Genomic DNA, 26,663 nt, shown 5'->3' with positions numbered 1-26,663 from the left:
GCGGCGGTGAGGGCGCGGTTCAACCGCGAGCCGCGGCGGTGAGGGCGCGGTTCAACCGCGAGCCGCGGCGGTGAGGGCGCGGTTCAACTGCGAGCCGCTGCGGTGAGTTCGCGCAGTGCCGTGGCCCGCAGCTCCTCCCGCCCCAGGGCGGCGTACGCCGATCGCGCGTCGGCGTACGCCGCCCGGTCGGCGTCCTCGGCCGCCTGCCGGGACCGGGCCGAGGACAGGGTGGGGAACTCCCGCATCACCGGCATCCGTTCCGCCAGCGCCACCAGCCGTACGGCCGTCGTGTCGCCCGCGGCCAGCCCGGCCAGGCCGAGCGCCAGCAGGACCGTGCCGTACACCGGCAGTTCCACCGGGGACCTGTCGTCCGAGGATCCGGACAGCATCCCGAGCAGCCGTTCCCGCAACCGCTCGGCCAGGTGGGCCACCGGCTCGAGCCGGCCGTGGAGCGCGTGCGCCGCCAGCGCGGTCGACTGCACCTGAAGCGACCACTGCTCCACGAACGGGTCGCCGGCCTGCATCCGGCTGCCCTCCCGCAACCGCTCCGCCGCCCGGCGCCACAGCCCGAGCCCGACCTCGGTCAGCCCCCGGGCCAGCGCGATCTCCGCCCGGGCCGCCAGGTCGGGGGCGTAGATCTGGGCGGGCTCCGGCTGCCGGTCCAGGGCGGCGAGCTCCAGCCAGTACTCCGCCTCGTCGACCTCCCCGCGCTGCAGGCAGGCGAGCACCAGCCCCCAGCGGACGCCGATCGCGTCCAGCCAGTCGCCGGCCTTGCCGGTCTCGCCGAGCGCGTCCAGCGCGTCCAGCGCGGCGCGCAGATGGTCGTACGCCTCCGCGCCCCGTTCGGTCTTCAGGCACAGCTCGCTGATCCGCCCGTGGCCGAGCAGGTGCATGGCCGGGTTGCCGAGCGGCTCCAGCGCGTCGAGCATCCGGCGGGCGAACCGGAGCGCGCGTTCCGTATCGTGCTCGGATTCCCACACGTAGCTGGCGACGCCCGCCGCGACACCCGCCAGCAGGGGCTCGTCGGCGTCGCACAGCTCCCGCAACCGCGCGTACCGCGGCGGGTGCATGTCCGGCACGGCGCACAGCACGACGGCCGCCGCCCGCATCAGGGTGTCCGGCGGGGCGGGCGGCAGCCGGCGCAGCGTGACGAGATGGCGTACGGCGTGCGGGCCGTAGCCCATGAAGAGGCTGGCGGTGCACGTCGCCGCCGCGCTGCGGGTCGGTTCGACGTCCTCGGGGCCGGGGCGGAAACGGGACAGCGGCCCGCCGGTGTCGGCGGCGAGCGCGGCGAGCCGGGCGTAGTGGGTGTCGGTGGCCCACAAGGAGGCCAGTACGGCGGTGACGGCCGCGATCGTGGGCCCGTCGTCGCGGGCCAGCGCGTACCGCAGCGCCAGGACGAGGTTGTCCTGCTCGGCCCGCAGGCGCATCCAGAAGGGCAGCGGATCGCCGCGGAACAGCACGTCGTGGTGGGCCCGGCCGAAATCCCGCGCCCAGGACAGGAACCGGTCGGTCACCCCCTCGTCCTCGCCGGCCTCGGCGCGCCGGGCGGCGCTGAACTCCCGCAGCGTCTCCAGCATGTGGAAACGCACCCCGGAAGGACTGTCGCCCACCTTGATCAGCGACTGGTCGGCCAGTTGCTCCAGCAGGGCCAGCGCGTCCCCGGTCTCGCCGAGCACGTACTGCGCCGCGTCCTCGGCGAAACCGCCGGGGAACACCGACAGCGCGCGCAGCGCCGCCCGGCCGTCGGGCTCCAGCAGGTTCCAGCTCCACTCGACCACGGCCTGCAGCGTGCGATGCCGCTCGGGTGCGTCGCGGGCGCCGCCGCGCAGCAACGCGAACCGGTCCCGCAGCCGGCGCGAGATGTCGGCCACGGAGAGCACCCGCACCCGGGCCGCGGCCAGCTCCACGGCCAGCGGCAGCCCGTCCAGATGGCGGCAGATCTCGGCCACCTGATCGGCGGGCAGCTCCACGCCGGGCCGGGCGGCCCGCGCCCGCTGCTCGAAGAGCTCGACCGAGGTCTCCAGGGGGAGCTCCGGCAGGGCGTACACGAACTCCGAGGTCAGCCCCAGCGGAGCGCGGCTGGTGGCCAGGATCCGCAGCTCCTTCGACCGCGCCACCAGCTCCTGCACGAGACCGGCCGCGCCGGCGATCACGTGCTCGCAGTTGTCCAGCACCAGCAGGGCGGGGCCCGGACCCAGCACACCGACGATGCCGCCCACCACGTCCTGGTCCGTGCCGCCGGCGAACTGCCGGCCCTCCCCGGCGCCGACGGCCGAGGCCACCTCCCCGGGCACGTCCTCGTCGGCGGTGACACCGACCAGGCTGACGAAGTGCACCACAGGCTGCTCGGCCGCCCGGCTCACCGCGTGGGAGAGACGGGTCTTGCCCAGTCCGCCGGGCCCGACGACGGTGACCACCCGGGCCCGACGCAGCAGCTCGGCCACGGCGGCGATGTCGGTGTCCCGCCCCAGCAGAGGGTTCGCCTCGTGCGGCACGCCGTGGCGGACGGGCGGCACGTCCGCCCGCAGCAACTCCTGGTGCACGGCCCGCAGGCCGGGCCCCGGATCGGTCCCCAGCTCGTCGCGCAGACCGCGGCGGTAGGCGTCGTAGCGGCTCAGCGCCGCCGCCCGCCCCGCCGTGGCGGCCTCGCAGCGCAGCAGCTCCGCCAGCACCTCCTCGTCCCGCGGCCGCTCCCGGACCAGCTCGGCCAGCGGCGCGGCGGCCTCCTCCCGCCGCCCCGTCCGGGCCAGCGCGAGCGCCCGGGAGCGGACCAGCGAACGGTGCGCCCGGAGCCGGTCCAGGCGCAGCGCCACCACCGGATCGTGCAGATCCTCCCCCGCTCCGGCGCCCACACCGCCGTCCCACAGGGCCAGGCCCGCCTCGGCCCGCGCCAGGGCGCCTTCGTGGTCCCCGGCCCGCGCGTGCTCGGCGCTCGCCGCCTCGTGCAGCAGCAGCGCCGAAGCGTCGACCCGCGTCTCCTCCAGCGCCAGCCGGTAACCCGCCGGGGTGCTCACGACCAGGTCCGCGCCCAGTAGCGCCCTCAGCCGCGACACCAGCACCTGCACCGCCTTGCCCGGCCGCTCCGGCAACTCGTCCGGCCACAGCCCCTCCACCAGCCGGCCGGTGCTGCAGCCGGTGCGCAACTCCTGCGCGAGCAACGCCAACAACCCGCGCAGCCGGGGCGCGGTGATCTCCCGTCCACGCCAGGCGACTCGGGGCAGCAGGACCAACTCGGTCGTCACAGGTGCAGATTAGGGGGTGTCCGGCAGGTTCATGTCCTGCCGGGGGCTGGCCGACGGGGCTGGCCGACGGGGCTGGCCGACGGGTCTGGCCGACGGGTCTGGCCGACGGGTCGGTCCGACGGGTCGGTTCGACGGGTTTGGCCGACGGGGCTGGCCGACGGGTCGGTCCGACGGGTCGGTCCGACGGGTCGGTTCGACGGGTTTGGCCGACGGGGCTGGCCGACGGGTCGGTTCGACGGGTTTGGCCGACGGGTCGGTCGTAGGCCCGGTCGTCGGTCCGGTCATCGGTCCGGTGGGGAGGCACTAGTGTCCTCGGCCATGACCGAACCCGCCTCGTCACCTGCGACGACCACTCCTGCCTCGCCGTCTGGGACGACCGCTTCTGCCTCGCCGGCCGTGCCGACCGAACCCGCCTCGCCGCCTTCGTCGCCTTTATCGTCCGGGGTGGCCGAACCCGCCTCGTACCTCGACGCGACCGCGGACGCCTACGACGCCGTCGCCGTCCGCTACGTCGAACTGTTCCGCGACGCGCTCGACGCCCTCCCGCTGGACCGCGCCGTGCTCGCCGCGTTCGCCGAACTCGTGCGGAGCACCGGCGCCGGGCCCGTGGCCGAACTGGGATGCGGCCCCGGGTGGGTGACCGCGCACCTGCGGGACCTGGGGCTGGACGTCTTCGGTGTCGACCTGTCGCCGGTGATGATCGAACTGGCCCGCAAGGCCTACCCGGACCTGCGGTTCGAGGTCGGTTCCATGGACGCCCTGGACCTGGCCGACGGCACGCTGCGGGGCATCGTGTCCTGGTACTCGGTCATCCACATCCCGCCGCGGGACGTGCCCGCGTACCTCACCGAGTTCCGGCGGATGCTCGCGCCCGGCGGCCACCTCCTGCTCGCCTTCTTCGAGTCGGAGGGCGGGCCGGTCGCGGCGTTCGACCACAAGGTGCTGACCGCCTACCGGTGGCCGGTCGACGAACTCGCGAAGCCGGCCGGCGAGGCCGGGTTCACCGAGGTCGGACGGATGCTGCGCGAGCCGGGCGAGGAGGAGCGGTACCGTCGGGGTCATCTGCTGATGCGCAGGGACGGGTGATACGCGGGGACGGGTGATACGCCGGGACGGGTGATACGCCGGGACAGGCGGACCGAGTGATCATCCGCCCGCGCGGGGCCCCCGCCCGCGGCGCCCGTCGCGCACCGCCCTCCACCGGCCCGCCGGCTCACCGGGCGAGGGCCTCAGGTCACGCTGTCCATCAGGCGCCGCGCGTCCGTCTCCGACGCGTCGGGCGGCACCACCAGGAGGTCCAGGCGGCCGCAGCCGGGGGCGAGGAGGCAGATGGTGGGCGGGTCCTGCGACGCGTGGGTCGTCCTGCACAGGCGGACGGGCCGGTCGGCGACGAGTATGCGAGCGGGGCCGGCGGGCCAGAGGGCGGAGCTGACCGTCACGCTGGTGATCTCACCGCAGTCGGGCGGCAACTCGGCCAGGAGCGCGGGGAGTTCGGCCGCCAGGTCGTAGGAGCGGGGCCACCACGCGCCGTCGATCGCCCGGGGCTGTCTGCCGTGCTCCGGTTGCGCCGCGAGCCGCAGGCGGGCCGAGGTCGCCGAGGTCGGGGAGTGGAGTGGAGGTGGGGCGGCGTCCATGACGGCTCCTGTGGGGTGTGCGGCCCGGCGCCGGGCGGCGTCCGTCCGAGGTGGGGTGGTCGGCCGGGAGGGGCTGACCGGTGCCGAACCGGGGGAGGGGAGCGGTGCCGTGCGAGCAGTCCGGTGCGTGGCGCGGCGGAGGTCCCGGTTACCTCAACCGTACGCCTGCTCCTGCCGCCGGGTGGCACGCTGCGGTTTCGCGTCGGACTCGGATTTGTCCCCGCGAGGGAGGGGAATCTGTGGTGGCTGGAGCACTTGTCCGGACCCGGGGAGTTAGGGTTGTCGCATCAGGCAGACGGTGCCGAAGCCCTCGGAGCGCGGGTGCCGCGCGCCCGGGTTCCTCGCCACGTCCCCGGAACAAGGTGCTATGCCCGCTGACAACTCCCCTGGCGCCGGCAACCTCGACGACGACGACTACCCGGCCTACACCATGGGGCGGGCCGCCGACATCCTCGGCACCACACCCGCCTTCCTCCGGGCCGTCGGCGCGGCCGGGCTGATCACGCCGCTGCGTTCCGAGGGCGGCCACCGCCGTTACTCCCGCCGCCAGTTGCGTATCGCCGCCCGTGCCCGCGAACTCGTCGACCAGGGCACTCCCATCGAGGCCGCCTGCCGCATCATCGCCCTGGAGGACCAACTCGAGGAGGCCCTCCGGCAGAACGAGGAAATGCGCCGCGAACTGGACGAGCGGGGAGCGGATGCCCGGCCCGGTGCGGATGCCCGGCCTGGTGCGGATACCTGACGCGGCCGATGCAGAAATACGCGGTCCGGCAGGTGGAGAATTTCGTACGGTGTGCGATTTTCCGGCAGCCTGTGCTAGCGTAGTGGCAGTTGCGGTTTTGGTTACCAAAGACATGTTTCTTTGCGGAGCTTTCCGGGATTCTCCGGAGGGGTGATCACAGCGGCGACTCGGGGTCCGCAAAGTGCGGATCCCGGCACTGCCCCCGAGGGAGATTCAATATGGCATCTGGCACCGTGAAGTGGTTCAACGCGGAAAAGGGCTTCGGCTTCATCGAGCAGGACGGCGGCGGCGCCGACGTGTTCGCCCACTACTCGAACATCGCCACCTCCGGCTTCCGCGAGCTTCAGGAGGGCCAGAAGGTGACCTTCGACGTCACGCAGGGCCAGAAGGGCCCGCAGGCCGAGAACATCGTTCCCGCCTGACGCTGACGCGAACCAGCGCCGGCGCTGACGCCGACGCGAACCATGTGGCTGGGGCCCGCACTTCGGGGTGCGGGCCCCAGCCCATTGTTTTCCCGCGTCTCCCGCGTCTCCCATTTCTTCCGCGCCTTCCACGTCTCCCGCGCCTTCCATGTCTCTCGCGTTTTCCTCTCGTTCGCTCCGGCTTCCTGATTCCCTCTCCTCCCCTCTCGGCCTCCCGGGTTTTTCCTTTCCGTTCCGCCTGGTCTTTTCCCCTCACTGACCGGACCGGTCGGTTCACGATTCTTCGGCTCGCCCTGGGATTCCTGGTGCGGTCCGCAACCGGAAGGAACGGGCTCGGGAGAAATCACTCGGCACGTGCCGCCGCTTCGAGGAAGGTTTCCCCATGAACAGAACCCCCACGGGCTCCGCGCGGGGCAGCCGCTCGCGCAGGAGCGGGAAGAGGGCGCGGCCCACCGCCCGCCGGGGGGAGTTCGCCCTGCCGGCCGTCCGCACCGAGGCGCTGCCGGCGGTGGAGGCGTTCGCCGACCTCGACATGCCCGGGCGCCTGCTGACCACGCTGCGCGCCAAGGGCGTGACCGCGCCCTTCCCGATCCAGGCGGCGACGCTGCCGAACGCGCTGGCCGGCCGTGACGTCCTGGGCCGCGGCCGCACCGGCTCGGGCAAGACGCTCGCCTTCGGCCTGCCCCTGATGGCCCGCCTGGACGGGCAGCGGGCCGAGTCCCGGCAGCCGCTCGCCCTCGTCCTCGTACCGACCCGGGAACTGGCCCAGCAGGTCACCGCCGCGCTCACCCCCTACGCCCGGGCCCTGCGGCTGCGGATCGTCACGGTGGTCGGCGGTGTGTCGATCGGTCCGCAGGCGCGTGCGCTGCGCGACGGCGCCGAGGTCGTCGTCGCGACACCCGGCCGCCTGCGGGACCTCGTCGAGCGCGGCGACTGCCGGCTGGACCGCGTCGGCGTCACCGTCCTGGACGAAGCCGACCAGATGACCGACATGGGCTTCCTGCCGCAGGTGACCGCCCTCCTCGACCAAGTGGGGCCCGACGGGCAGCGCCTGCTGTTCTCGGCCACCCTCGACCGCGACGTCGACCTGCTCGTCCGCCGCTACCTCCACGATCCCGTGGTCCACTCGGTCGACCCGGCGGCGGGCGCCGTCACCACCATGGAGCACCACCTGCTGCACGTGCACGACACCGACAAGCACGCCACCGCCACGGAGATCGCCGCCCGCGACGGACGAGTGATCATGTTCCTGGACACCAAGCACGCGGTGGACCGGATGGCCAGGCGCCTGCTGTCCGCCGGTGTGCGGGCCTCGGCCCTGCACGGGGGCAAGTCCCAGCCGCAGCGCACCCGGACGCTCACCCAGTTCAAGGACGGCCACATCACGGTCCTGGTGGCCACCAACGTCGCGGCCCGCGGCCTGCACGTCGACGACCTCGACCTCGTCGTCAACGTCGACCCGCCCGGTGACCCCAAGGACTACCTGCACCGCGGCGGCCGTACCGCCCGCGCCGGCGAGTCCGGCACCGTCGTCACCCTCGTCCTGCCGCACCAGCGCCGCGCGGTGGACCGGCTGATGGCCGACGCCGGCATCACCCCGCGCACCGCCCGGGTCCGTCCGGGCGATGCCGAACTGCACCGCATCACCGGCGCCCGGACGCCCTCCGGGATCCCCGTCACCGTCACCGCGCCGGCCGCCGAACGCCCCGATCCCTCCGGCCGCGGTCCCGGCTCCTCCGGCCGCGGTCGTGGCGGACGGGGCCGTCGGTCCTCCGCGCGCACACCCCGTTAGCCGCCCCCGCGGGAAGACGCGCGGGGCACCGGCAGCACCAACGCCCACGCCGACACCACACCAGGTCCGAGCGCACGACGAGGCCGGACGGCAAGGAGCCGTCGGAGAGGGGTCGCATGAAGGACGTCACCGGAAGCTTCGCGGCGGGCGCCCCGGCGGGCGGGTCGCGTACGTACCGGATGCCCGCGGCCAGGCTGAGGCTCCTTCCGAACGCCGGTCACGGCCCGCTGGACGGTGCCTGGTGGCCGCGCAGCCACGTGCTGGAACTGGAGCTGCCGGCGCTGCTCGTCGCACTCGGTCCCGGCCTCGGCACCGTCACCCGTGTCACGGTGGACACGGCGGCCTGGCCCGACGTCCCGCGCACGGTGATGGCGCCCGGTCACGTGATCGAGGTGGCGCTGTCGGGGGTCGTCACCGAGACGCACGCCATCATGCTGGACTGCGGCGCCGCAGGGCGCCGGGAGCTGCTGGTCGTCCCGCCCGGCGAGTCCGCCGCAGCGGCCGACTGGCTGCTGACCACCGCCGCCGACCCGCACAACGCGCTGACGGCCCCGCACCTGCTGGCGCTGGCCGAGGCGGGTTTCGGCACCACCTGACCGCCCGGCCCACGGCGGAACCGGCCTCCGGCGGAACCGGCCTCCGGCGGAACCGGCCTCCGGCGGAACCGGCCTCCGGCGGAACCGGCCTCCGGCGGAACCGGCCTCTGGAGGAAGCGGCCTCTGGAGGAAACGGACACCTCCCGCGGTGACGTGTTCCGCTCCGCCGCCGGCAGAAGATGAACATTTTCCGTACGCGAGGTGTACAACTCTCCCCGCGCTTCCCCTGTCGAACACGGCGAACTCAGGTCTGTCCGCGCGTCCGGCCGGAAGAACCACGAGGGGGGAGCACTGTCCATGATGATCCGTCGGTTGTGCGGAGTCCTGCGCGTGCGCGGGGCGACCGACCTGCTGCTCGCGCTCCTGCTCGGCGCCGGCTTCGCCGCGCTGCCCGTCTGCGCGCTGCTGCCGTCGCTGTGGGGCTTCGCGGCGGCGTCGGCCGTGACGTACGCCGCGGACGAGGCCCTGCACGCGCGGGCGCCGGGCTTCGTGCGGCGCCTGGCGACGCTGCACCTCGACCGCAGCATGCGGTTCGCCCTGCGCACGGTGATGCTGCTGGCCCTGGCCGGCCGGCTGGACGCGCCGGACGCGGTGCTGGTCGCCGCGTTCACCGTGTTCGGCGCGCACTTCGCGCTGACGATGCTGTACACGGCGGTGCACCACGCCATCCGCCGGCGTCGGGTGCTGCCCCTGGTGGTACGCAACCTGGACCTGAGCGCGCTGCCGATACCGAAGCAGCCGCCCGCCCTCCTCGAGAGGCGCTTCCTGCGCAAGCTGCTCCACCTGGACCTGGCGGCCCACGCCGGACTGCTGACCGCGCTGGCCACCGGCGCCCGGGGACCGGCCTGGGGCGGCCTCGCCCTCACCGCCGGCGCGAGCGTCGCGGCCGTGGTCGCGCTGCTGGGGCAGTACCGCAGGGCGCGCCGGATGCCCGGACGGGACGAGGTCTTCGCCCAGGTCAACCGCCGGCTGGCCGAGTACCGGCCCGAGGTGGCGCTGTACTTCAGCTTCGCCGCGGTCTCCCGGGACTTCATGTACCAGGTCAACATGTGGATCGAGACGCTGGAGCGGCTCGACCTGCGCCCGGTGATCATCCTCCGGGAGCGGGCCTCCTTCCGCTACCTCAGCCGCACCTGGATCCCGGTGGTCTGCGTGCCCAGGGCCGACGACCTGGCCGAGCTGGAGCTGTCCACCGTCCGCGTCGTCCTCTACCCGGGCAACGCCGGCAAGAACGTGCACATGCTGCGCGTCGCCGAGGCCAAGCACGTCTTCATCGGCCACGGCGACAGCGACAAGCTCGCCAGCAGCAACCGCGTCAGCAAGGTGTACGACGAGATCTGGGTGGCCGGCCGTGCGGGCCGCGACCGCTACCGGCGCGTCCGGCACGCCATCAGCGACAGCGCCATCGTCGAGGTGGGCCGCCCCCAGCTCGCCCCGATCCGCCTGCACGCCGACCACGTCCCCGGCCCGCTGCCCACCGTCCTGTACGCCCCCACCTGGGAGGGCTGGAGCGACGACGACTGCCACACCTCCCTGATCCCCATGGGCGTGCCCCTGGTCGAAAGGCTCCTCGCGGAGGAGGTGCGGGTCCTGTACAAGCCGCACCCGCTCACCGGCAGGCGCTCGGCCGAGGCGGCCGCCGCCGACCGGGCGATCCGGGAACTGCTGCGCGCCGACAACCAGCGGCGTGGCGCCGCCGAGGCGGAGGCCGCCCTCGCCGCCGCCGGACCGCGGCTGCGGGAGATACGGGCCCGCCTCGACGAACTGTCCGGCCGGCTCCGGGGCGACGACGCCCAGCAGATGCGCGAGGCGCGCGTCCCGGACCGCGCGGCCGCGGCCGAGTGGCAGGAGCTGTGCGCCGCATGGCACCGGATCTTCTGGGAGAGCCGGGGCCCGGTCCGACACCAGGTGGTCCTCGACCAGCTGCCGACGCTGTACGAGTGCTTCAACCAGGCGGACCTCCTCGTCAGCGACATCTCCTCGGTCGTCGCCGACTTCGTCGCCAGTCTCAAGCCGTACGTCCTCACCAACCCGCGCGACCTGCCCGACGAGGAGTTCCGGGCCGCGTACACCACGGCCGGCGGCGCCTACCTCCTCGACCGCGCGTGCACCCGCCTGCCGGAGATCCTGCGCTCGGTCCGCGCCCCGTACGACGACCCGATGGCGCCGCACCGCCGCGCCCTCAAGGAGTACGTCCTGGGCCCCGACCGCCCAACGTCCCTGGAGCGCTTCAACACCGCCTGCAACGCCCTGGCGGCCAAGGCGGCGGCGGAGCGCGCGGAGGCGATCGCGGAACAGGCGGCCTGAGACGGACGGCGGGCCGTCGGTCATTCGCCGGTCGCCGGGCACCGGGGGCCGATTGTCGGCCGTCGGTCATCGATCACCGATTGTCGGCCGTCGGTCATCGATCACCGGTCGTCGGCCGTCGGTCATCGATCACCGGCGTCGGTCGCCGACCTCCGACCTCCGGCTCGCGGGCGTGCGAGGGGCGCTCCCGGTAATTCCGCGCGCCCCATCGCGGCACCTGCGACAATTCAGCCATGACCACGCTCAAGTCCAAGCTGCAGGACGACCTGAACACCGCGATCAAGGAGCGCGACGAGCTGCGCTCCTCGACGCTCCGCCTGACCCTGGCCGCGATCACGAAGGAGGAGGTCGCGGGCAAGGAGAAGCGGGAGCTGTCGGACGACGAGGTGCTGAAGGTGATCACGCGGGAGGCCAAGAAGCGCCGCGAGGCGGCCGAGGCCTTCGCACAGGGCGGGCGGGCCGAGCAGGCCGAGCGGGAGAAGGCGGAAGGGGAGGTGCTCGCCGCGTACCTGCCCCAGCAGCTCACCGACGCGGAGCTGGAGGAACTGGTCGCGCAGGCCGTCGCCGAGGCGAAGGCGGGCGGCGCGGAGGGCCCGAAGGCCATGGGCGCCGTCATGAAGATCGTCAACCCGAAGGTGGCCGGCCGCGCCGAGGGCGGGCGGGTCGCCGCCGCGGTGAAGAAGGCGCTGGCCGGCTGAGCGGCCGGTCCGCCGACGGTCCGACGGCTGCGGTCCCCGCCCTGCGCAGGGCGGGGACCGCAGCCGTGTCGCGTCGCCGCTAGCGTCGGCGCCAGCCCCCGTTGCCGTTGCCGCCGCCGTTGCCCTGCCCCTGGAAGAAGTTGCCCGGCAGGGAGAACGAGGGCGTCGGGAAGGCGCCGCCGTCGTTGCCGCCGTCGCCGTTGCCGCCGCCGATCAGGCCGCCGAGGAAGCCGCCGTTGTCACCGTTGTTGCCATCGCCGTCGCCGTTGTCGTGGCCGTGGCCCTTGTCGCGGTCCTTGTCGTCGGGGATGTCGACGAGGTGGAAGGAGGGCGAGTCCTGGCCGGCGAGGGCGCCGGTCATGGCGTCCTTCCAGATCGGACCGGGGACCTGGCCGCCGTAGACGAGGTCGTGGTAGACGCCGCCGATGGTGATGTCCACCATCTTGACCTTCTGGGTGGCGCTGCCGACCCAGACCGCGCCGGAGAGGTTCGGGGTGTAGCCGACGAACCACGCGTTGCGGCGCTCGTCCGTCGTACCCGTCTTGCCGGCGTTGTCGCGGTCGGACAGGCCCGCCTCCCGGCCGGTGCCGGAGTCGACCACGCCGCGCAGCAGCGTGTTGACGGTGTCGGCGGTCGTCTCCGACATGGCCCGCGAGCACGTCGACTTGGGCACCGGCAGCGACTTCTGCCGGGTGCCGACCCGCCGGGTGACCGACTCGATGGCGACGGGGGAGCAGTACACGCCGCGGTTGGCGAAGGCGGCGTACGCGGTCGCCATGCGCAGCGGGGAGATGCCCACCGAGCCCAGCGCGATGGCGGGCCGCTCGGGCAGCTTCTCGCCGTCGCCCTGCACGACGTGCAGCGCGTCGGTCATCTTCCGCACCGGGCACAGGCCGATGTCGGAGATCATCTGCACGAAGTAGGTGTTGACCGACTTCGCCATGGCCTCCTTCAGCCGGAAGGGGCCCACCTCCGACTCGCTCTCGTTCTCGACCTTGGCGTGCTCGAGGTTCTTCCACGGCCGCCCGCTGCACGTCTGCACCGGGCTCGGGTACTCCATCTCGTACGGCGACGAGTACTCCTGCGTCGGCGGCCGCCCCTCCTCCAGGGCCGCCGCGGCGACGTACGGCTTGAACGTCGAACCGGTCGGGAAGCCGAAGTTGGAGCCGCCCATGTCCCGGTCGACGGAGTAGTTGTACTCCGTCTCGTTCTTGCCGTAGCCGTACGGCTTCGACTGACCCATCGCCAGGATCCTGCCGGTACCGGGCTGGACGAGGACGGCGGCCGCGGCGACCTTGTCGGACTTGTAGACGTGCTGCCTGATCGAGTCCTGCACCGACTCCTGGGCCTGCGGGTCGAGGGTGGTGCGGATCGTCAGCCCGCCCTGGTTCCAGATCTTGGCGCGCTCCTCGCGCGTCCTGCCGAAGACCGGGCTGTTGAGGAAGACGTGCTCGACGTACTTGCAGAAGAAGCCGGCGCCCTTCACGGCCGTGATGCAGCCGTTCTTCGGCTGGGTGAGGTGCAGGCCGAGCGGGGTCTTCTTCGCGCGGTCCGCCTCCTGCTGGGAGATGTCGCCGAGGTCGGCCATGCGCTGCAGCACGACGTTGCGGCGCCGGATCGCCTCCGTCTCGTCGTTGACCGGGTCGTAGCGGGTCGGCGACTGCACGATGCCGGCCAGCAGCGCCGCCTGCTGGAGGTTGAGGTCCTTGGCGTGTTTGGAGAAGTAACGCTGGGAGGCGGCCTCGACGCCGTAGGCCTGCTGGCCGAAGAAGGCGATGTTCAGGTAGTTCTCGAGGATCTTCTTCTTGCCGAGCTCCTTCTCGACCTGGATCGCGTACTTCAGCTCTTTGATCTTGCGGCCGAGGGTCTGCGCGGTGGCCTGCGCGACCTTCGTCGGGTCGTCGCCGGCCTCCTCGACGAAGACGTTCTTCACGTACTGCTGGGTGAGCGTCGAGCCGCCCTGGGCGACGCCGCCGCTCTGGGCGTTGCGGCTCAGCGCACGCAGCACGCCCTTGGGGTCGACCGCGCCGTGCTGGTAGAAGCGCGAGTCCTCGATCGCGACGATCGCCTTCTGCATGTAGGGCGAGATGTCCTTCAGCTCGACCAGGATGCGGTTGCGGGAGTAGACCTGGGCGATCTGGTCGCCCTCGCTGTCGAGGATCGTGGTGCGCTGGCTCAGCGGCGGGGTCTTGAGGTTGGCCGGGAGTTCGTCGAACCCCTCGACGGAACCCTTGGCCGCCAGCCCCAGCGTGCCGGCCGCGGGCAGGGCGATGCCGGCCAGCACCGCTCCCGCGAGCACACTGACACCGAGGAACTTGGCGGCCTGCTGCGTGGGCGAGAGGCCGCCGCCCGAGCGCTTCTTTGGCATGGGGGCAGCCTAATCGCAAGCCGGGGGCGTTCCGAGGGACCGCACGGTACGCGGTGAGGGACGGCACGCTACGTGGTGAGGGACTGCACGGTACGCGGTGAGGAGCCGCGCGGTACGCGGTGAAGGGCCGCGCGATACGTCCCGAACGTACCGATGCGGTACGGCACGGCGTGCCGGCGTCGGCCGCCTCCCTCGCCATTTGCCGGACAGGCGTACATGCATTGGCCTAAGCTTGCTCCCGGCAGTCACAGCAGTGCGGCCACGTATCCATACGTACGGCGGCCTCGAAACGTTCGGAATCTTCTCGGCCCTCTTCCACAGGGGCCTGCCACCGACGGATGCCGGGGATGCGCCGCGGGCGTGTTGACGGTGCGTCCGAATAGACCTCGTGTGTCACTTGACGTCCCCTGTGGCGCGCCGTATCGGTCCTGGTTCGCCGGGAACGTCGCGTATGTCGCCAGCTCACTCGCCCGGGTGATCTGCCGCTTACCCATAGTCCGTTCGGGCCATTCAAGATTGGGCCCGAAGGGGGTGTTGCACCGTGCCCGCCTTCCGTAACGTCCTCAACTGGCGGTGGTGAATATGCCGCCGCCGCCGTGGGGGAGCCTCGATTCGGGAGAGGACGGCGCCGGTATGGGCTGGGTTACCGACTGGAGTGCGCAGGCCGCCTGCCGCACTACCGATCCGGACGAACTGTTCGTTCAGGGAGCAGCGCAGAACAGGGCCAAGGCCGTGTGCACGGGATGCCCGGTACGCACGGAGTGCCTGGCGGACGCGCTGGACAACCGCGTCGAGTTCGGCGTGTGGGGAGGCATGACGGAGCGGGAGCGGCGCGCCCTGCTGCGCCGGCGGCCCACCGTCACCTCGTGGCGCCGGCTCCTGGAGACGGCTCGCATGGAGTACGAGCGCGGGGCGGGCATCTCCTCCCTCGACGACGACCGGGTGTACGAGAATTACGCGGCGGTGAGCTGACGGGCCTCGGGGAGTCGGCGGACCCTCGGTCCGCTGCCGCCGAAGCGCCCTCGGGCCGTGGGCCGTCCGCGTCCGTCCGGCGCCAGGGCCGTCGGGCCCATCTCCGGCCTCCGGGCAGCCGGGCTGAGCCGTACGCACGCTCGGGCGCCGTGCGCGCGTCGGACGCCGCGCGTACGGGGCAGACGCCGTCTGTACGTGTCGCCATCCGTACGTGTCGCTGTCTGTACGTGGTCTGTACGTGTCATCAGGCGTCACACGCACCCGTCACGCACCGCGCGCACGCCTCAGCGCCTTGCATGCTTCAGCGCCCTGCATGCCGCAGCGTCACGTACGCCTCAGCAGCATGGACGCCTCGACGTCACGTATGCCTGCGGCGTCACATACGCCGCAGCGTCGAACGCCGTGCGCGTCCGCCGCAGACGTGCGCGTACGCCTCAGCCGCACGCGTCCGCGCTCAGGCGTCGGCGGCCTCCGCAGCGGCCGGTGGTGCCGCCTGCTGCCCCGCCGCGGCCAGCCGTTCGCCGATGTCCCGCAGCCCCGCCAGGTCGTGGACGTCGCCGGGCAGGGCGGCCACCTCCGCCACCGCGACCTCGGGGTGCAGGGCGGTGAAGCGGTCCCGGGTGCGCTGCTCGCGGGCGATCAACTGCATCCGCTCGGCGTACAGCCTGAGCAGACCCGCGGTGAGCTGCTCCACCGACCGGCCCTGGTCGGGGAGCTGGTCCGGGCCGGGGGAGTCGGCCTCGGACCCTGACGCGGGCGCGGGAGACGCCGGGGATGACGTGGAGGATTCAGAACTGCCTTGTGTGTCGGGAGAGTTACGCAGTAGTGCCTTCCCGTCCTCCTGATCCACAATGCGGGAGTCCTCAAGATTTTCCGCGGCGGCGAGCGCCCGCTCGGCCGACAACCGGGCGGCGTCGCTGCCGTGGACCCGGTTGAGGACCAGGCCGGCCAGCGGCATCCGCTCCTCGGCGAGGCGCTCCACGAAGTAGGCCGCCTCGCGCAGCGCGTCCCGCTCGGGGGCCGCGACCACCAGGAACGCCGTGCCGGGCGCCTGCAGCAGCTTGTACGTGGCGTCCGCGCGCCGGCGGAACCCGCCGAAGGTGGTGTCCATCGCCGACACGAACGTCTGCACGTCCTTCAGGAGCTGACCGCCCAGCAGCTTGCCGAGGGTGCCGGTCATCATCGACATGCCGACGTTGAGGAACTTCATGCCGGCCCGGCCGCCCAGCTTCGCCGGCGCCGTCAGCAGCCGGATCAGCCGCCCGTCGAGGAAGGAACCGAGCCGCTTCGGCGCGTCGAGGAAGTCCAGGGCGGAGCGGGACGGCGGGGTGTCGACGACGATCAGGTCCCACTCGTCGGTGGCCCGCAACTGGCCGAGCTTCTCCATCGCCATGTACTCCTGCGTGCCGGCGAAGCCCGCGGAGAGGGACTGGTAGAAGGGGTTGGCCAGAATCGCGGCGGCCCGCTCCGGGTCCGCGTGCGCCTCGACGACCTCGTCGAAGGTGCGCTTCATGTCGAGCATCATCGCGTGCAGCTCGCCGTCGCCCTCGGTGCCCTTCACCCGGCGCGGGACGTTGTCCAGCGAGTCGATGCCCATGGACTGGGCGAGCCGCTTGGCCGGGTCGATGGTGAGCACGACCACCTTGCGGCCGCGCTCGGCGGCGCGCAGGCCCAGCGCGGCGGCCGTGGTCGTCTTGCCGACACCGCCGGAGCCGCAGCACACGATGATGCGGGTCCCCGGGTCGTCGAGCAGCGGATCGACGCGCAGCGCACGCGCGGGCGCCAGGTGACGGACGGGATCGTGCACACCCGCGGCGGAGGCGGAGGACGCCGAGGACTCTCCGGTCGTCGGGGAGGACGTCGGGGACTCTCCGGTCGTCGGGGAGGACGCCGCGAGGCGGTCGGTGTCGCGTCCGTGGGCCGGGTCCGGACTCATGAGATCCCCTGTCTGCGCAGCTCGGTCGCCAGTTCGTACAGTCCCGCCAGGTCCATGCCCTCGGCGAGCAGCGGCAGTTCGTGCACCGGCAGACCCAGCTCGCCCAGCACACCCCGCTGCTCCTGCTCCAGGACGTACCGCTCGCGGTACTCCTCGGCCTGCGCGAGCAGCGGCTCGACGAGCCGCTCGGCGTGACCGCCGCGCCGCGCCCCGCCGAGCCCGGCGGACGACAGCGCCCGGGCGACGGAGGCACGCGGGACCGCCCGCACGAGTTCCAGATCGGCCGCGTCCAACACCTTTGGCCGCACCATGTTGATGATGATCCGGCCCACCGGAAGCCGCGCCGCGCGCAGCTCGGCGATACCGTCCGCGGTCTCCTGGACCGGCATCTCCTCCAGCAGCGTCACCAGGTGCACGGCCGTCTCCGCCGACTTCAGCACCCGCATCACGGCCTGCGCCTGGTTGTGGATCGGGCCGATCTTCGCCAGGCCCGCCACCTCGTCGTTCACGTTCAGAAAGCGCGTGATGCGGCCCGTGGGCGGGGCGTCCATGACGACGTAGTCGTACACGAACCGCCCGCGCCGGTCCTTGCGGCGCACCGCCTCGCACGCCTTGCCGGTCAGGAGCACGTCGCGCAGCCCGGGCGCGATGGTGGTGGCGAAATCTATGGCGCCGAGCTTCTTCAGCGCCCGCCCCGCGCCGCCGAGCTTGTAGAACATCTGGAGGTAGTCCAGCAGGGCCAGCTCGGGGTCGATGGCCAGGGCGTACACCTCCCCGCCGCCCGGCGCGACCGCGATCTTGCGTTCCTCGTACGGCAACGCCTCCGTCTCGAAGAGCTGCGCGATGCCCTGGCGGCCCTCGACCTCGACGAGAAGCGTCCGCTTCCCCTCCGTGGCGAGGGCCAGCGCGAGGGACGCGGCCACCGTGGTCTTGCCGGTTCCGCCCTTGCCGCTGACGACCTGGAGCCTGCTCACGTATTCGAGCGTAACCAGTCGGTGCACTCCCTACGCGGGAGCCTGTGGACAACAGCGGCTACAGTCAGCCGCATGACCAAGTGGGAATACGCAACCGTGCCGCTGCTCGTCCATGCCACGAAGCAGATCCTGGACACCTGGGGCGAGGACGGCTGGGAGCTCGTGCAGGTCGTGCCCGGGCCGAACAACCCCGAGCAGCTCGTCGCCTACCTGAAGCGGGAGAAGCAGTGAGCGGCGCCGTCGAGGCCAGGCTCGCCGAACTCGGCCTGACCCTGCCGGAGGTCGTGCCGCCGCTGGCCGCCTACCAGCCCGCCGTGCGCTCCGGCCCGTACGTCTACACCGCCGGGCAGCTGCCCATGGTCGACGGCAAGCTGCCGGTCACCGGCAAGGTCGGCGCCGAGGTCACCCCCGAGGAGGCCAAGGGCCTGGCCCGCACCTGCGCCCTGAACGCGCTCGCCGCCGTCAAGTCCGTCGCGGGCGACCTCGACCGCATCGCGCGCGTGGTGAAGGTCACCGGTTTCGTCGCCTCCGCGGCGGACTTCACCGGCCAGCCCGGCGTCGTCAACGGCGCCAGCGAGCTGCTCGCCGAGGTGCTCGGCGACAAGGGCGTGCACGCGCGCAGCGCGGTGGGCGTGGCGGTGCTGCCGCTGGACGCCCCGGTGGAGGTCGAGATCCAGGTGGAGTTGACCGACGCCGCCTGACCGCTGTGCGACCGGGGCCGCGGTCGGCCTCGCGGCCGGAGCTTCACGGCCGGGGCCGCGGCCGGGCCGCGGCCGGTTTTTCATGATCGGTTCCGCGGCCGGTCCGTAGTCGGTGTCCGCGGCCGGTCCGCGGCCAATTTTTTACGACCGGTTTCGCGACGGGTCCGCAGCCGGTTCCACGGCCGGGTCCGTGACCGGCACCGGGCTCGGGAGCGGGCTCGGGACCGCCGGTGATCGTGCCACTCGAACATCCGCCCGGTACGGGATAGCCTCCGGCCATGGCAAACGGGCAGTGGTACCCCCCGGAGTGGCCGGACCGCATCCGCGCGCTCGCGGCCGGCACCCTCACACCGGTCGCCCCCAAGCGCGCGGCCACCGTCCTGCTCCTGAAGGACACCGACACCGGGCCCGCCGTGCACATGCTGCGCCGGCGCGCCTCCATGGCCTTCGCCGCGGGCGCGTACGCGTACCCGGGCGGCGGCGTCGACCCGCGCGACGAGCACCACGTCCGCTGGGCGGGCCCCACGCGCGCGTGGTGGGCACACCGGCTCGGCGTCGACGAGACCGCCGCCCAGGCGATCGTCTGCGCCGCCGTGCGGGAGACGTACGAGGAGGCGGGCGTCCTGCTCGCCGGCCCCACACCCGACACCGTCGTCGGCGACACCACCGGCGACGACTGGGAGGCCGACCGCGCCGCCCTCGTCGCGCGCGAGCTGAGCTTCGCCGAGTTCCTGGACCGCCGCGGCCTCGTGCTGCGCTCCGACCTGCTGGGCGCGTGGGCGCGCTGGATCACCCCCGAGTTCGAGCCGCGCCGCTACGACACCTGGTTCTTCGTCGCCGCCCTCCCCCGGGGCCAGCGCACCCGGAACGTCTCCACGGAGGCCGACCGCACGGTGTGGATCCGCCCGGCCGAGGCCGCGGCCGCCTACGACCGGGGCGAGCTGCTGATGATGCCGCCGACGATCGCCACCCTGCGCCAGCTCCTGCCGTACGCCACCGCCGCCGAGGCGCTCGCCGCGGCGCCCGGCCGCGACCTGACGCCGGTGCTGGCGCAGGCCCGCCTGGAGGACGGCGAGATCGTGCTGTCCTGGCCGGGCCACGACGAGTTCACCCAGCACGTCGCGCCGGGCGGGACGCCCGGGTGACCGGTCCCGGCGCCACCGCGGGCCGCACGAGAACGACGGAAGCGGCACCGGCAGCGGAAACGCCAGAAGCAACAGAAGCGCCAGAAGCAACAGAAGCGTCAGAAGCAACAGAAGTAGCGAAAGCGGCTGAAGCGGCGGAACCGGCTGAAATCAGCGGAATCCGCATACCGCGCCGTGCGCCGAAGTCCGCCCAGACCGGCAAGAATGGCCAGAGAGGTCCCTACGCATGACGGACGCACCAGTGCTTCCCGGCCGGCCGCGGGGCGAGGTTCGCACCGGTCCCGCCACCGCGCGGGCCGTCAACGTCCTCGCGCCCAACCCCTCCGCCATGACCCTGGACGGGACCAACACCTGGATCCTGTCGGAACCCGGCTCCGCCCTGGCCGTCGTCGTCGACCCGGGTCCCCTGGACGAGGGCCACCTGCGCCGTGTCGTCGAGGTCGCCGAGCAGGCCGGCAAGCGCATCGCCCTCACCCTGCTCACCCACGGCCACCCGGACCACGCCGAGGGCGCCGCCCGCTTCGCCGAACTGACCGGCACGCGCGTGCGCGCCCTCGATCCGGAGCTGCGGCTCGGCGACGAGGGCCTGGGTGCCGGGGACGTCATCGAGGTCGGCGGCCTGGAGCTGCGGGTCGTACCCACCCCGGGCCACACCGCGGACTCCCTGAGCTTCCACCTCCCGGCCGACCGCGCGGTCCTCACCGGCGACACCGTGCTGGGACGCGGTACGACGGTCGTCGCCCACCCCGACGGCCGGCTCGGCGACTATCTGGACTCGCTGCGGCGCCTGAGGTCGCTGACGGTCGACGACGGGGTGCACACGGTGCTGCCCGGACACGGCCCCGTCCTGGAGGACGCGCAGGGCGCCATCGAGTACTACCTCGCCCACCGCGCCCACCGCCTCGCCCAGGTGGAGACGGCCGTCGAGAACGGCCACCGCAGCCCGGCCGAGGTCGTCGCCCACGTCTACGCCGACGTCGACCGCTCCCTGTGGCCGGCGGCGGAGCTGTCGGTGCGGGCGCAGCTCGTCTACCTGGAGGAACGCGGGCTGATCTAGCCCCGTACGGGAGCCTCCGCACGGCACGGACAAGGGCCCGCCTCCCCGGGGAGGCGGGCCCTTGCGCGTACGTCTGGGACCGGGCGCGCGTACGACCGGGACCGGGTGCGCGTACGACCGGGGCCGGGCCGACCTGGACCGGGCGGCGTCAGCGCGAGCGCTTGGCGAGCCGCTCCACGTCCAGCAGGATCACCGCCCGCGCCTCCAGGCGCAGCCAGCCGCGCTGGGCGAAGTCGGCGAGGGCCTTGTTCACGGTCTCGCGGGAGGCGCCGACCAGCTGGGCGAGTTCCTCCTGCGTGAGGTCGTGCACCACGTGGATGCCCTCCTCGGACTGCACGCCGAAGCGGCGGGACAGGTCCAGCAGGGCGCGGGCCACGCGGCCGGGCACGTCCGAGAAGACGAGGTCGGACATGGCGTCGTTGGTCTTGCGCAGCCGGCGGGCGACGGCCCGCAGGAGGGCGGCGGCCACCTCGGGGCGCGCGTTCAGCCAGGGCTGCAGGTCGCCGTGGCCGAGACCGAGCAGCTTCACCTCGGTCAGCGCGGTGGCGGTCGCGGTGCGCGGGCCCGGGTCGAACAGCGACAGCTCGCCGATGAGCTCGCCGGGGCCCACGACGGCGAGCATGTTCTCGCGGCCGTCGGGCGACGTGCGGTGGAGCTTGACCTTGCCTTCGGTGACCACGTACAGACGGTCGCCCGGGTCGCCCTCGTGGAACAGCGAGTCGCCGCGGGCGAGAGTCACCTCACTCATGGAGGCGCGGAGCTCCGCGGCCTGCTCGTCGTCGAGCGCCGCGAAGAGCGGGTTGCGCCGCAGAACGTCGTCCACGAGTTCTCTCCTTGTCGACCTGCTCGGGGAACGTGCTCCCCCACTTGCACAGGGGACCGTGGTCCCCATTTTGCCGGACGATCCAAACAGTGTGATCTGTCACAAGGATGCCGCACCGGTGTCCGTGGGTATGCGGCAGGGGTCCGATCGGGGACCGATTCTCCGGGTCCCGGGCGGATGTCGGCGCCGGGCTTTAGGCTGGCCGGGTGTCCGAAACGCCGGTGAGAGCACAGGCCGAGGGAGCTGGGCGGGTGGTTGTACGGCAGGATTCCGCTTTGGGCGAACAAGGGTCCGAGGGCGGTGGAGAACCGGCAAAACCGGCGAAGGCTGCGAAGCGGGCGACTGTGAAGAAAGCGTCGGAAAAGGGGGTGGCGGCCTCGAAGAAGACGCCAGCCGGCACGGCCGCACCCGGGTCCGCCGGGAAACCCGCCAAGCCCGACAAACCCGCCAAACCTGTCAAATCCGCCAAGCCTGCCAAGCCTGCCAAGGAGGAGTCGCGCACCGCGCTCGTGCGCCGGGCCCGGCGGATCAACCGCATCCTGGCCGAGACGTACCCGTACGCCCACCCGGAGCTGGACTACGACAACCCCTTCCAGCTCCTGGTCGCCACGGTGCTGTCCGCGCAGACCACCGACCTGCGGGTGAACCAGACGACGCCGGCGCTGTTCGCGAAGTACCCGACCCCGGAGGACCTGGCCGCCGCCAACCCGGAGGAGGTCGAGGAGATCCTGCGCCCGTGCGGCTTCTTCCGCGCGAAGACGAAGTCGGTGATGGGCCTGTCGAAGGCGCTGGTGGAGGAGTTCGGCGGCGAGGTGCCCGGCCGCCTGGAGGACCTCGTCAAGCTGCCCGGCGTCGGCCGCAAGACCGCCTTCGTCGTGCTCGGCAACGCCTTCGGCCGGCCCGGCATCACCGTCGACACGCACTTCCAGCGGCTGGTACGGCGCTGGAAGTGGACCGACGCGACCGACCCCGACAAGATCGAGGCCGCCGTCGGCGCGCTCTTCCCCAAGAGCGACTGGACGATGCTGTCGCATCACGTCATCTGGCACGGCCGCCGCATCTGCCACGCCCGCAAGCCCGCCTGCGGCGCCTGCCCCGTCGCGCCGCTGTGCCCGGCGTACGGCGAGGGCGAGACCGATCCGGAAAAGGCGAAGAAGCTGCTGAAGTACGAAAAGGGCGGCTTCCCCGGCCAGCGCCTGCGGCCTCCGCAGGCCTACCTCGACGCCGGCGGCAGGCCCGCGCCTCCGCTGGGGGCCGGATGACGGACGGGACGGCAGGTCCCGTCCCCCGGCCGGAACGATCTCCGGGCCGTCGCACGTTGGATCCAGCAGAACGACGGGGGTGGCGATGACACGCGCGAGCGACACGCAGGGCAGCCCGGTGGCGCTGTCCACGCAGGGACTGCCCAAGTGGCTGGCCCCGGTCGTGCGCGCCGCCGAGACCGTCCAGCCGCCGCAGCTCAGCCGCTTCCTGCCGCCCGAGGACGGTGCCGGGCGGCAGTCGGCCGTGCTCATCCTGTTCGGCGAGGGGGAGCGCGGCCCGGAGCTGCTGCTGATGCAGCGGGCGAGTTCGCTCCGGTCGCACGCCGGGCAGCCGTCCTTCCCCGGCGGCGCGCTCGATCCGGAGGACGGCGATCCGGACGGCGAGGGCCCGCTGCGGGCCGCGCTGCGCGAGGCCCGGGAGGAGACCGGCCTGGACCCGGCGGGCGTCCAGCTCTTCGGCGTCCTGCCCAAGCTGTACATCCCGGTCAGCGGCTTCGTCGTGACCCCGGTGCTGGGCTGGTGGCGCGAACGCAGCCCGGTGGGCGTCGTCGATCCGCGCGAGACCGCCCGCGTCTTCACCGTGCCCGTGGCGGATCTCACCCACCCGGCCAACCGCGCCACGACCGTCCACCCCAGCGGCCACCGAGGCCCGGCATTCCTGGTCGAATCGACCCTGGTGTGGGGGTTCACGGCCGGGGTGATCGACCGGTTGCTGCACTTCGCGGGCTGGGAGGAGCCGTGGGACCAAGGGAGGCTGGTCCCGCTCGACTGGCGCTCATGACAGGGTGACCCCGTGCTGTTGTGCTACTCCGGAGAGCGCTTCCGGACCCCCGGCCGACCTGTAGTGATCGCGAACGTGAGAGGCGAGGCTTGACGCGGTGAACGTGCTGGACATCCTGCTGCTGGTCGCCGCCGTCTGGTTCGCGGTCGTGGGGTACCGCCAGGGCTTCGTCGTCGGCATCCTGTCGGTGGTCGGCTTCCTGGGCGGCGGCCTCGTCGCCGTGTACACGCTGCCGGTCGTCTGGGACGCCCTGACGGGCGACGCGGAGGTCGGCACGACCGCCGCCGTCGCCGCCGTGGTCGTCGTCATCGTGTGCGCCTCGGTCGGCCAGGCCCTCACCACCCACCTCGGCAACAAGCTGCGCCGCTACATCACCTGGTCCCCGGCCCGCGCCCTGGACGCCACCGGCGGCGCCCTCGTCAACGTCGTCGCCATGCTGCTCGTCGCGTGGCTGATCGGCTCCGCGCTCGCCGGCACCACGCTGCCCACGCTCGGCCGGGAGGTCCGCACCTCCAGGGTGCTGCTCGGCGTCTCCCGGGCGCTGCCCGCGCAGGCGGACACGTGGTTCGCGGACTTCTCCTCGGTCCTCGCGCAGAACGGTTTCCCGCAGGTCTTCACCCCCTTCTCCAACGAGCCCATCAACGACGTGCGGCCACCCGACCCGGCCCTGGCCGGCAGCCCGGTCGCCACCCGCGCCAAGCGGTCCATCGTCAAGGTCACCGGCACCGCGCGCAGCTGCGGCAAGGTCCTGGAGGGCAGCGGCTTCGTCTTCGCCGACCGCCGGGTGATGACCAACGCGCACGTCGTCGGCGGCGTCGACGAGCCCACCGTCCAGATAGGCGGCGAGGGCCGCAAGTACGACGCCAAGGTCGTGCTGTACGACTGGCGGCGGGACATCGCCGTCCTCGACGTGCCCGACCTGAAGGCCCCGGCCCTGCGGTTCACCTCCACGGACGCGCGCGGCGGCGACGGCGCGATCGTCGCGGGCTTCCCGGAGAACGGCTCCTATGACGTCCGGGCCGCACGCGTACGCGGCCGCATCACGGCCAACGGCCCGGACATCTACCACCGCGGCACCGTGCGCCGCGACGTGTACTCGCTGTACGCGACCGTCCGTCAGGGCAACTCCGGCGGCCCGCTGCTCACCCCTCAGGGCCGGGTGTACGGCGTGGTGTTCGCCAAGTCCCTCGACGACGCCGACACCGGCTACGCGCTCACCGCGGACGAGATCCGGCAGGACATCACCCGGGGCCGTACCGCCGACCAGCAGGTGGACAGCGACAGCTGCGCCCTGTGAGGGGCGGGCCGTGCCGGCGGTGCGCGGGGAAAGCGCGGGAGAGAGAGGGGGAGAGGCGTGCCGTGCGGCGGGCCGTCAGCCGCGGGAGTGGCGCAGCCGCACCGAGACCCAGCGGGCCCGGCGGCGCAGGATGTGCGGTATGCCCACCCGCGGGTCGGTGCCCGTCATCTGCGGGGTGCCGCGCTGGTGGGAGTTGAGAGCGTCGCCGGAACGGCGATCGCGCGCTGCGTCACTGTAGTCGTGCGTCCAGCCCATACCCGGACGTGTGCCCCCGCCCCAAGGTCGATAACCCAGCCGGAGGGCCCCAATTGGCCTATGCGCGCGGCAAGTATCCGTTCGCCGTATGCGCGTTCGACGTCCGGATACCGGGCGTACCGACACGGTCACCGATCGGGTTCGGGATCTTTCAGCCAGTTGACCAGTTCGGTGGAGAACGCGACCGGATCCTCTTCGTGCGGGAAGTGCCCCAGCCCGTCGAAGAGCCGCCAGCGGTAGGGCGCCTCGACGTACTCCGCGGAGCCCGCGGCGCTGCGGGCGCGGACCACCGGGTCGAGGGAGCCGTGCAGGTGCAGCGTGGGCACGCGCACGGGCCGCTTCATCCGCCGGTTGAACTGGATGCCGTCCGGGCGGGCCAGCGAACGCACCATCCAGCGGTACGGCTCGATCGAGCAGTGCGCGGTGGAGGGGATGCACATCGCCCGCCGGTACGTCTCCACGGCCTCGTCGTCGAGCAGGCGCGGGCCGGACCACTCCCGGATCAGGCGGCCGACGAGCGCCCCGTCGTCGGCGGTCAGCTGCCGCTCGGGCACCCAGGGCCGCTGGAACCCCCAGATGTGGGAACTGGCGGCGGTCTGCTTGACGTCCCGCAGCATCGCCGCGCGCCAGCGCCGGGGATGCGGCATCGAGACGACCGCGAGCCGCCGTACCAGCTTCGGCCGCATCGCGGCCGCCACCCACGCCAGGTAGCCGCCCAGGTCGTGCCCGACCAGCGCGGCGTCCGGCTCGCCCAGGGAGCGGATCACGCCGGTGATGTCGAGGGCGAGGTTGGCGGGGTCGTAGCCGCGCGGGGTGCGGTCGCTGCCGCCGACGCCCCGCAGGTCCATCGCGACGGCCCGGAAACCCGCCTCGGCGAGCGCCGGCAGCTGGTACCGCCAGGTCCACCAGAACTGCGGGAAGCCGTGCAGCAGCAGGACCAGCGGTCCGTCACCGAGCTCGGCGATGTGGAAGCGGGCGCCGTTGGCGGCGACGTCCCGGTGGGTCACCCGGTGACCGCCGGGGATGCCGATGCGTACGACCGAGGCGACCGAGGTGGGGTGCGCCGAAGGGGTGGCGGGGTCCGTCATGACGACGAGCGTGCCACAGTGTCGAGGGCCTCGGGCCTGCGGTGCTCCAGCGCGTGCACCTCGCGGGGGTGCGGCTTGGCCTTCTGCAGCACGCCCGCCGTCTCCTTCATCGACGCGGCGACCTTCTGCGGGCCCTTGCCCTTCTGGGCCTTCTTCGCGAACACCACGCCGATCAGCGTCAGCAGGCCGGCGACGAGGACGTTCGCGGCGAACGACAGCAGGAAGCAGACGGCCAGGTTCCAGCCGCTCCAGGTGCGGATGCCGTAGGCGAGCGCGAAGTTCAGCATCGGCAGGGAGAACACCAGCACCGCGCCCGCCAGCGAGAACGCGCCGCCGCTGGCCGCGCCCCGCTTGACGTCCTGCTTGAGCTGCGCCTTGGCCAGCGCGATCTCGTCGTGCACCAGCGCGGACAACTCGGCCGTCGCCGAGGCGAACAACTGGCCGATGGTGCGTTCGGCGCCGACCGGGCTGCCGTCGGGTGCGCTCATCGCGGTCTCCCTCTTCTGCGTACGGTTCCGTCTTCTGCACGCTTCTGCGTGACTGCGTACGGTCCCGTCTTTTGTACCGT

The 26,663-nt window shown here is 72.8% G+C and carries 24 protein-coding genes; 15 read left to right on the top strand and 9 right to left on the bottom strand.

Translation table 11 applies throughout. The features are described 5' to 3' along the window. Nucleotides 1-83: 83 nt before the first annotated feature. Entirely contained in the window at nucleotides 84-3,245 is a 3,162-nt protein-coding gene (locus IE225_RS12300) for an ATP-binding protein (RefSeq protein WP_190057477.1), read from the bottom strand. A gap of 444 nt (nucleotides 3,246-3,689) precedes the next feature. On the opposite strand from IE225_RS12300, the gene IE225_RS12295 reads away from it, so the two are divergent. Then, nucleotides 3,690-4,331, top strand: coding sequence for a class I SAM-dependent methyltransferase (locus IE225_RS12295; RefSeq protein WP_190057476.1), 642 nt, complete (start codon nucleotides 3,690-3,692; stop codon nucleotides 4,329-4,331). 143 nt (nucleotides 4,332-4,474) lie between these two features. Here the strand turns inward: IE225_RS12295 and IE225_RS12290 are convergent, their stop codons facing one another. After that, nucleotides 4,475-4,879, bottom strand: a complete 405-nt coding sequence (locus IE225_RS12290) for a DUF5994 family protein (RefSeq protein WP_190057475.1) — start codon at nucleotides 4,877-4,879, stop codon at nucleotides 4,475-4,477. 367 nt (nucleotides 4,880-5,246) lie between these two features. Here IE225_RS12290 and IE225_RS12285 point away from each other — a divergent pair, with 367 nt between their 5' ends. The 6 genes from IE225_RS12285 to IE225_RS12260 all read left to right on the top strand — a co-directional run bounded on the left by IE225_RS12285 (nucleotide 5,247) and on the right by IE225_RS12260 (nucleotide 11,436). Then, nucleotides 5,247-5,621: a MerR family transcriptional regulator gene (locus IE225_RS12285; RefSeq protein ID WP_190057474.1), complete on the top strand. Its 375-nt coding sequence runs from the start codon at nucleotides 5,247-5,249 to the stop codon at nucleotides 5,619-5,621. Between the two features lie 218 nt (nucleotides 5,622-5,839). Then, nucleotides 5,840-6,043, top strand: coding sequence for a cold-shock protein (locus IE225_RS12280; RefSeq protein WP_007383480.1), 204 nt, complete (start codon nucleotides 5,840-5,842; stop codon nucleotides 6,041-6,043). A gap of 382 nt (nucleotides 6,044-6,425) precedes the next feature. Further along, nucleotides 6,426-7,835 carry a DEAD/DEAH box helicase gene (locus IE225_RS12275; protein ID WP_190057473.1) on the top strand — a complete coding sequence of 470 codons (1,410 nt, stop codon included), beginning with the start codon at nucleotides 6,426-6,428 and terminating at the stop codon, nucleotides 7,833-7,835. 116 nt (nucleotides 7,836-7,951) lie between these two features. Continuing rightward, entirely contained in the window at nucleotides 7,952-8,431 is a 480-nt protein-coding gene (locus IE225_RS12270) for a DUF5994 family protein (RefSeq protein ID WP_229879470.1), read from the top strand. Nucleotides 8,432-8,728: 297 nt separating this feature from the next. After that, nucleotides 8,729-10,738: a hypothetical protein gene (locus IE225_RS12265; protein ID WP_190057472.1), complete on the top strand. Its 2,010-nt coding sequence runs from the start codon at nucleotides 8,729-8,731 to the stop codon at nucleotides 10,736-10,738. 233 nt (nucleotides 10,739-10,971) lie between these two features. Continuing rightward, nucleotides 10,972-11,436, top strand: a complete 465-nt coding sequence (locus tag IE225_RS12260; protein ID WP_190057471.1) for a GatB/YqeY domain-containing protein — start codon at nucleotides 10,972-10,974, stop codon at nucleotides 11,434-11,436. A gap of 79 nt (nucleotides 11,437-11,515) precedes the next feature. Here IE225_RS12260 and IE225_RS12255 read toward each other — a convergent pair whose 3' ends face one another. Further along, nucleotides 11,516-13,804, bottom strand: a complete 2,289-nt coding sequence (locus IE225_RS12255; protein WP_190057470.1) for a transglycosylase domain-containing protein — start codon at nucleotides 13,802-13,804, stop codon at nucleotides 11,516-11,518. Between the two features lie 633 nt (nucleotides 13,805-14,437). On the opposite strand from IE225_RS12255, the gene wblA reads away from it, so the two are divergent. Next, the gene (gene wblA, locus IE225_RS12250; protein WP_190057469.1) at nucleotides 14,438-14,776 is read left to right on the top strand and encodes a transcriptional regulator WblA; all 339 of its coding nucleotides are present in this window, start codon (nucleotides 14,438-14,440) and stop codon (nucleotides 14,774-14,776) included. A gap of 454 nt (nucleotides 14,777-15,230) precedes the next feature. Here wblA and bagB read toward each other — a convergent pair whose 3' ends face one another. Next, nucleotides 15,231-16,712 carry an ATPase BagB gene (gene bagB, locus IE225_RS12245; RefSeq protein ID WP_229879469.1) on the bottom strand — a complete coding sequence of 494 codons (1,482 nt, stop codon included), beginning with the start codon at nucleotides 16,710-16,712 and terminating at the stop codon, nucleotides 15,231-15,233. Further along, entirely contained in the window at nucleotides 16,709-17,686 is a 978-nt protein-coding gene (gene bagA, locus IE225_RS12240; protein ID WP_190057468.1) for an ATPase BagA, read from the bottom strand. Before bagA ends, bagB begins: the two co-directional genes overlap by 4 nt. Before the next feature lie 72 nt (nucleotides 17,687-17,758). On the opposite strand from bagA, the gene sp36 reads away from it, so the two are divergent. The 4 genes from sp36 (at nucleotide 17,759) to IE225_RS12220 (ending at nucleotide 20,589) form a co-directional block, all read left to right on the top strand. After that, nucleotides 17,759-17,917, top strand: a complete 159-nt coding sequence (sp36, locus tag IE225_RS12235; protein ID WP_003991873.1) for a Sp36 family protein — start codon at nucleotides 17,759-17,761, stop codon at nucleotides 17,915-17,917. Then, the gene (locus IE225_RS12230) at nucleotides 17,914-18,387 is read left to right on the top strand and encodes a RidA family protein (protein ID WP_190057467.1); all 474 of its coding nucleotides are present in this window, start codon (nucleotides 17,914-17,916) and stop codon (nucleotides 18,385-18,387) included. Before sp36 ends, IE225_RS12230 begins: the two co-directional genes overlap by 4 nt. 278 nt (nucleotides 18,388-18,665) lie before the next feature. After that, nucleotides 18,666-19,532 carry an NUDIX hydrolase gene (locus IE225_RS12225; RefSeq protein ID WP_190057466.1) on the top strand — a complete coding sequence of 289 codons (867 nt, stop codon included), beginning with the start codon at nucleotides 18,666-18,668 and terminating at the stop codon, nucleotides 19,530-19,532. Between the two features lie 226 nt (nucleotides 19,533-19,758). Next, the gene (locus IE225_RS12220) at nucleotides 19,759-20,589 is read left to right on the top strand and encodes an MBL fold metallo-hydrolase (RefSeq protein ID WP_190057465.1); all 831 of its coding nucleotides are present in this window, start codon (nucleotides 19,759-19,761) and stop codon (nucleotides 20,587-20,589) included. 148 nt (nucleotides 20,590-20,737) lie between these two features. On the opposite strand, the gene IE225_RS12215 is transcribed toward IE225_RS12220, so the two are convergent. Continuing rightward, nucleotides 20,738-21,412, bottom strand: a complete 675-nt coding sequence (locus IE225_RS12215; protein WP_029382547.1) for a Crp/Fnr family transcriptional regulator — start codon at nucleotides 21,410-21,412, stop codon at nucleotides 20,738-20,740. A 275-nt stretch (nucleotides 21,413-21,687) separates the two neighbouring features. On the opposite strand from IE225_RS12215, the gene nth reads away from it, so the two are divergent. The 3 genes from nth (at nucleotide 21,688) to IE225_RS12200 (ending at nucleotide 24,752) form a co-directional block, all read left to right on the top strand. Further along, nucleotides 21,688-22,674 carry an endonuclease III gene (nth, locus tag IE225_RS12210; RefSeq protein WP_190057464.1) on the top strand — a complete coding sequence of 329 codons (987 nt, stop codon included), beginning with the start codon at nucleotides 21,688-21,690 and terminating at the stop codon, nucleotides 22,672-22,674. Nucleotides 22,675-22,759: 85 nt separating this feature from the next. Beyond that, nucleotides 22,760-23,455 (top strand): NUDIX hydrolase, encoded by a 696-nt coding sequence (locus tag IE225_RS12205; RefSeq protein ID WP_190057463.1) that lies wholly within the window; start codon nucleotides 22,760-22,762, stop codon nucleotides 23,453-23,455. A 97-nt stretch (nucleotides 23,456-23,552) separates the two neighbouring features. After that, nucleotides 23,553-24,752: a MarP family serine protease gene (locus tag IE225_RS12200; RefSeq protein ID WP_190057462.1), complete on the top strand. Its 1,200-nt coding sequence runs from the start codon at nucleotides 23,553-23,555 to the stop codon at nucleotides 24,750-24,752. Between the two features lie 75 nt (nucleotides 24,753-24,827). Here the strand turns inward: IE225_RS12200 and IE225_RS12195 are convergent, their stop codons facing one another. The 3 genes from IE225_RS12195 to IE225_RS12185 all read right to left on the bottom strand — a co-directional run bounded on the left by IE225_RS12195 (nucleotide 24,828) and on the right by IE225_RS12185 (nucleotide 26,583). Then, on the bottom strand, nucleotides 24,828-25,007 hold the full coding sequence (locus tag IE225_RS12195) for a hypothetical protein (RefSeq protein WP_190057461.1): 180 nt from the start codon (nucleotides 25,005-25,007) through the stop codon (nucleotides 24,828-24,830). Between the two features lie 128 nt (nucleotides 25,008-25,135). After that, the gene (locus IE225_RS12190; RefSeq protein ID WP_190057460.1) at nucleotides 25,136-26,095 is read right to left on the bottom strand and encodes an alpha/beta fold hydrolase; all 960 of its coding nucleotides are present in this window, start codon (nucleotides 26,093-26,095) and stop codon (nucleotides 25,136-25,138) included. Then, nucleotides 26,092-26,583 (bottom strand): phage holin family protein, encoded by a 492-nt coding sequence (locus tag IE225_RS12185; RefSeq protein WP_190057459.1) that lies wholly within the window; start codon nucleotides 26,581-26,583, stop codon nucleotides 26,092-26,094. Before IE225_RS12185 ends, IE225_RS12190 begins: the two co-directional genes overlap by 4 nt. Between the last annotated feature and the right edge of the window lie 80 nt (nucleotides 26,584-26,663).

The sequence above is a fragment of the Streptomyces echinoruber genome (assembly GCF_014651135.1).
GTDB classification, from domain to species: Bacteria; Actinomycetota; Actinomycetes; order Streptomycetales; family Streptomycetaceae; genus Streptomyces; species Streptomyces echinoruber.
The sequence above is the reverse complement of the archived record's forward strand: the minus strand, read 5'-3'. Positions and strand labels throughout refer to the sequence as shown.

Bases quoted from the DNA above. Each gene is read 5' to 3' on its own strand.
- IE225_RS12225 (WP_190057466.1), top strand. From the start codon at position 18,666: ATGGCAAACGGGCAGTGGTACCCCCCGGAGTGGCCGGACCGCATCCGC.
- IE225_RS12255 (WP_190057470.1), bottom strand. From the start codon at position 13,804: ATGCCAAAGAAGCGCTCGGGCGGCGGCCTCTCGCCCACGCAGCAGGCC.
- bagB (WP_229879469.1), bottom strand. From the start codon at position 16,712: ATGAGTCCGGACCCGGCCCACGGACGCGACACCGACCGCCTCGCGGCG.
- wblA (WP_190057469.1), top strand. From the start codon at position 14,438: ATGGGCTGGGTTACCGACTGGAGTGCGCAGGCCGCCTGCCGCACTACC.
- IE225_RS12275 (WP_190057473.1), top strand. From the start codon at position 6,426: ATGAACAGAACCCCCACGGGCTCCGCGCGGGGCAGCCGCTCGCGCAGG.
- IE225_RS12290 (WP_190057475.1), bottom strand. From the start codon at position 4,879: ATGGACGCCGCCCCACCTCCACTCCACTCCCCGACCTCGGCGACCTCG.
- IE225_RS12190 (WP_190057460.1), bottom strand. From the start codon at position 26,095: ATGACGGACCCCGCCACCCCTTCGGCGCACCCCACCTCGGTCGCCTCG.
- sp36 (WP_003991873.1), top strand. From the start codon at position 17,759: ATGACCAAGTGGGAATACGCAACCGTGCCGCTGCTCGTCCATGCCACG.
- IE225_RS12260 (WP_190057471.1), top strand. From the start codon at position 10,972: ATGACCACGCTCAAGTCCAAGCTGCAGGACGACCTGAACACCGCGATC.
- IE225_RS12185 (WP_190057459.1), bottom strand. From the start codon at position 26,583: ATGAGCGCACCCGACGGCAGCCCGGTCGGCGCCGAACGCACCATCGGC.
- IE225_RS12265 (WP_190057472.1), top strand. From the start codon at position 8,729: ATGATGATCCGTCGGTTGTGCGGAGTCCTGCGCGTGCGCGGGGCGACC.
- IE225_RS12195 (WP_190057461.1), bottom strand. From the start codon at position 25,007: ATGGGCTGGACGCACGACTACAGTGACGCAGCGCGCGATCGCCGTTCC.
- IE225_RS12280 (WP_007383480.1), top strand. From the start codon at position 5,840: ATGGCATCTGGCACCGTGAAGTGGTTCAACGCGGAAAAGGGCTTCGGC.
- IE225_RS12205 (WP_190057463.1), top strand. From the start codon at position 22,760: ATGACACGCGCGAGCGACACGCAGGGCAGCCCGGTGGCGCTGTCCACG.
- IE225_RS12220 (WP_190057465.1), top strand. From the start codon at position 19,759: ATGACGGACGCACCAGTGCTTCCCGGCCGGCCGCGGGGCGAGGTTCGC.
- IE225_RS12270 (WP_229879470.1), top strand. From the start codon at position 7,952: ATGAAGGACGTCACCGGAAGCTTCGCGGCGGGCGCCCCGGCGGGCGGG.
- IE225_RS12285 (WP_190057474.1), top strand. From the start codon at position 5,247: ATGCCCGCTGACAACTCCCCTGGCGCCGGCAACCTCGACGACGACGAC.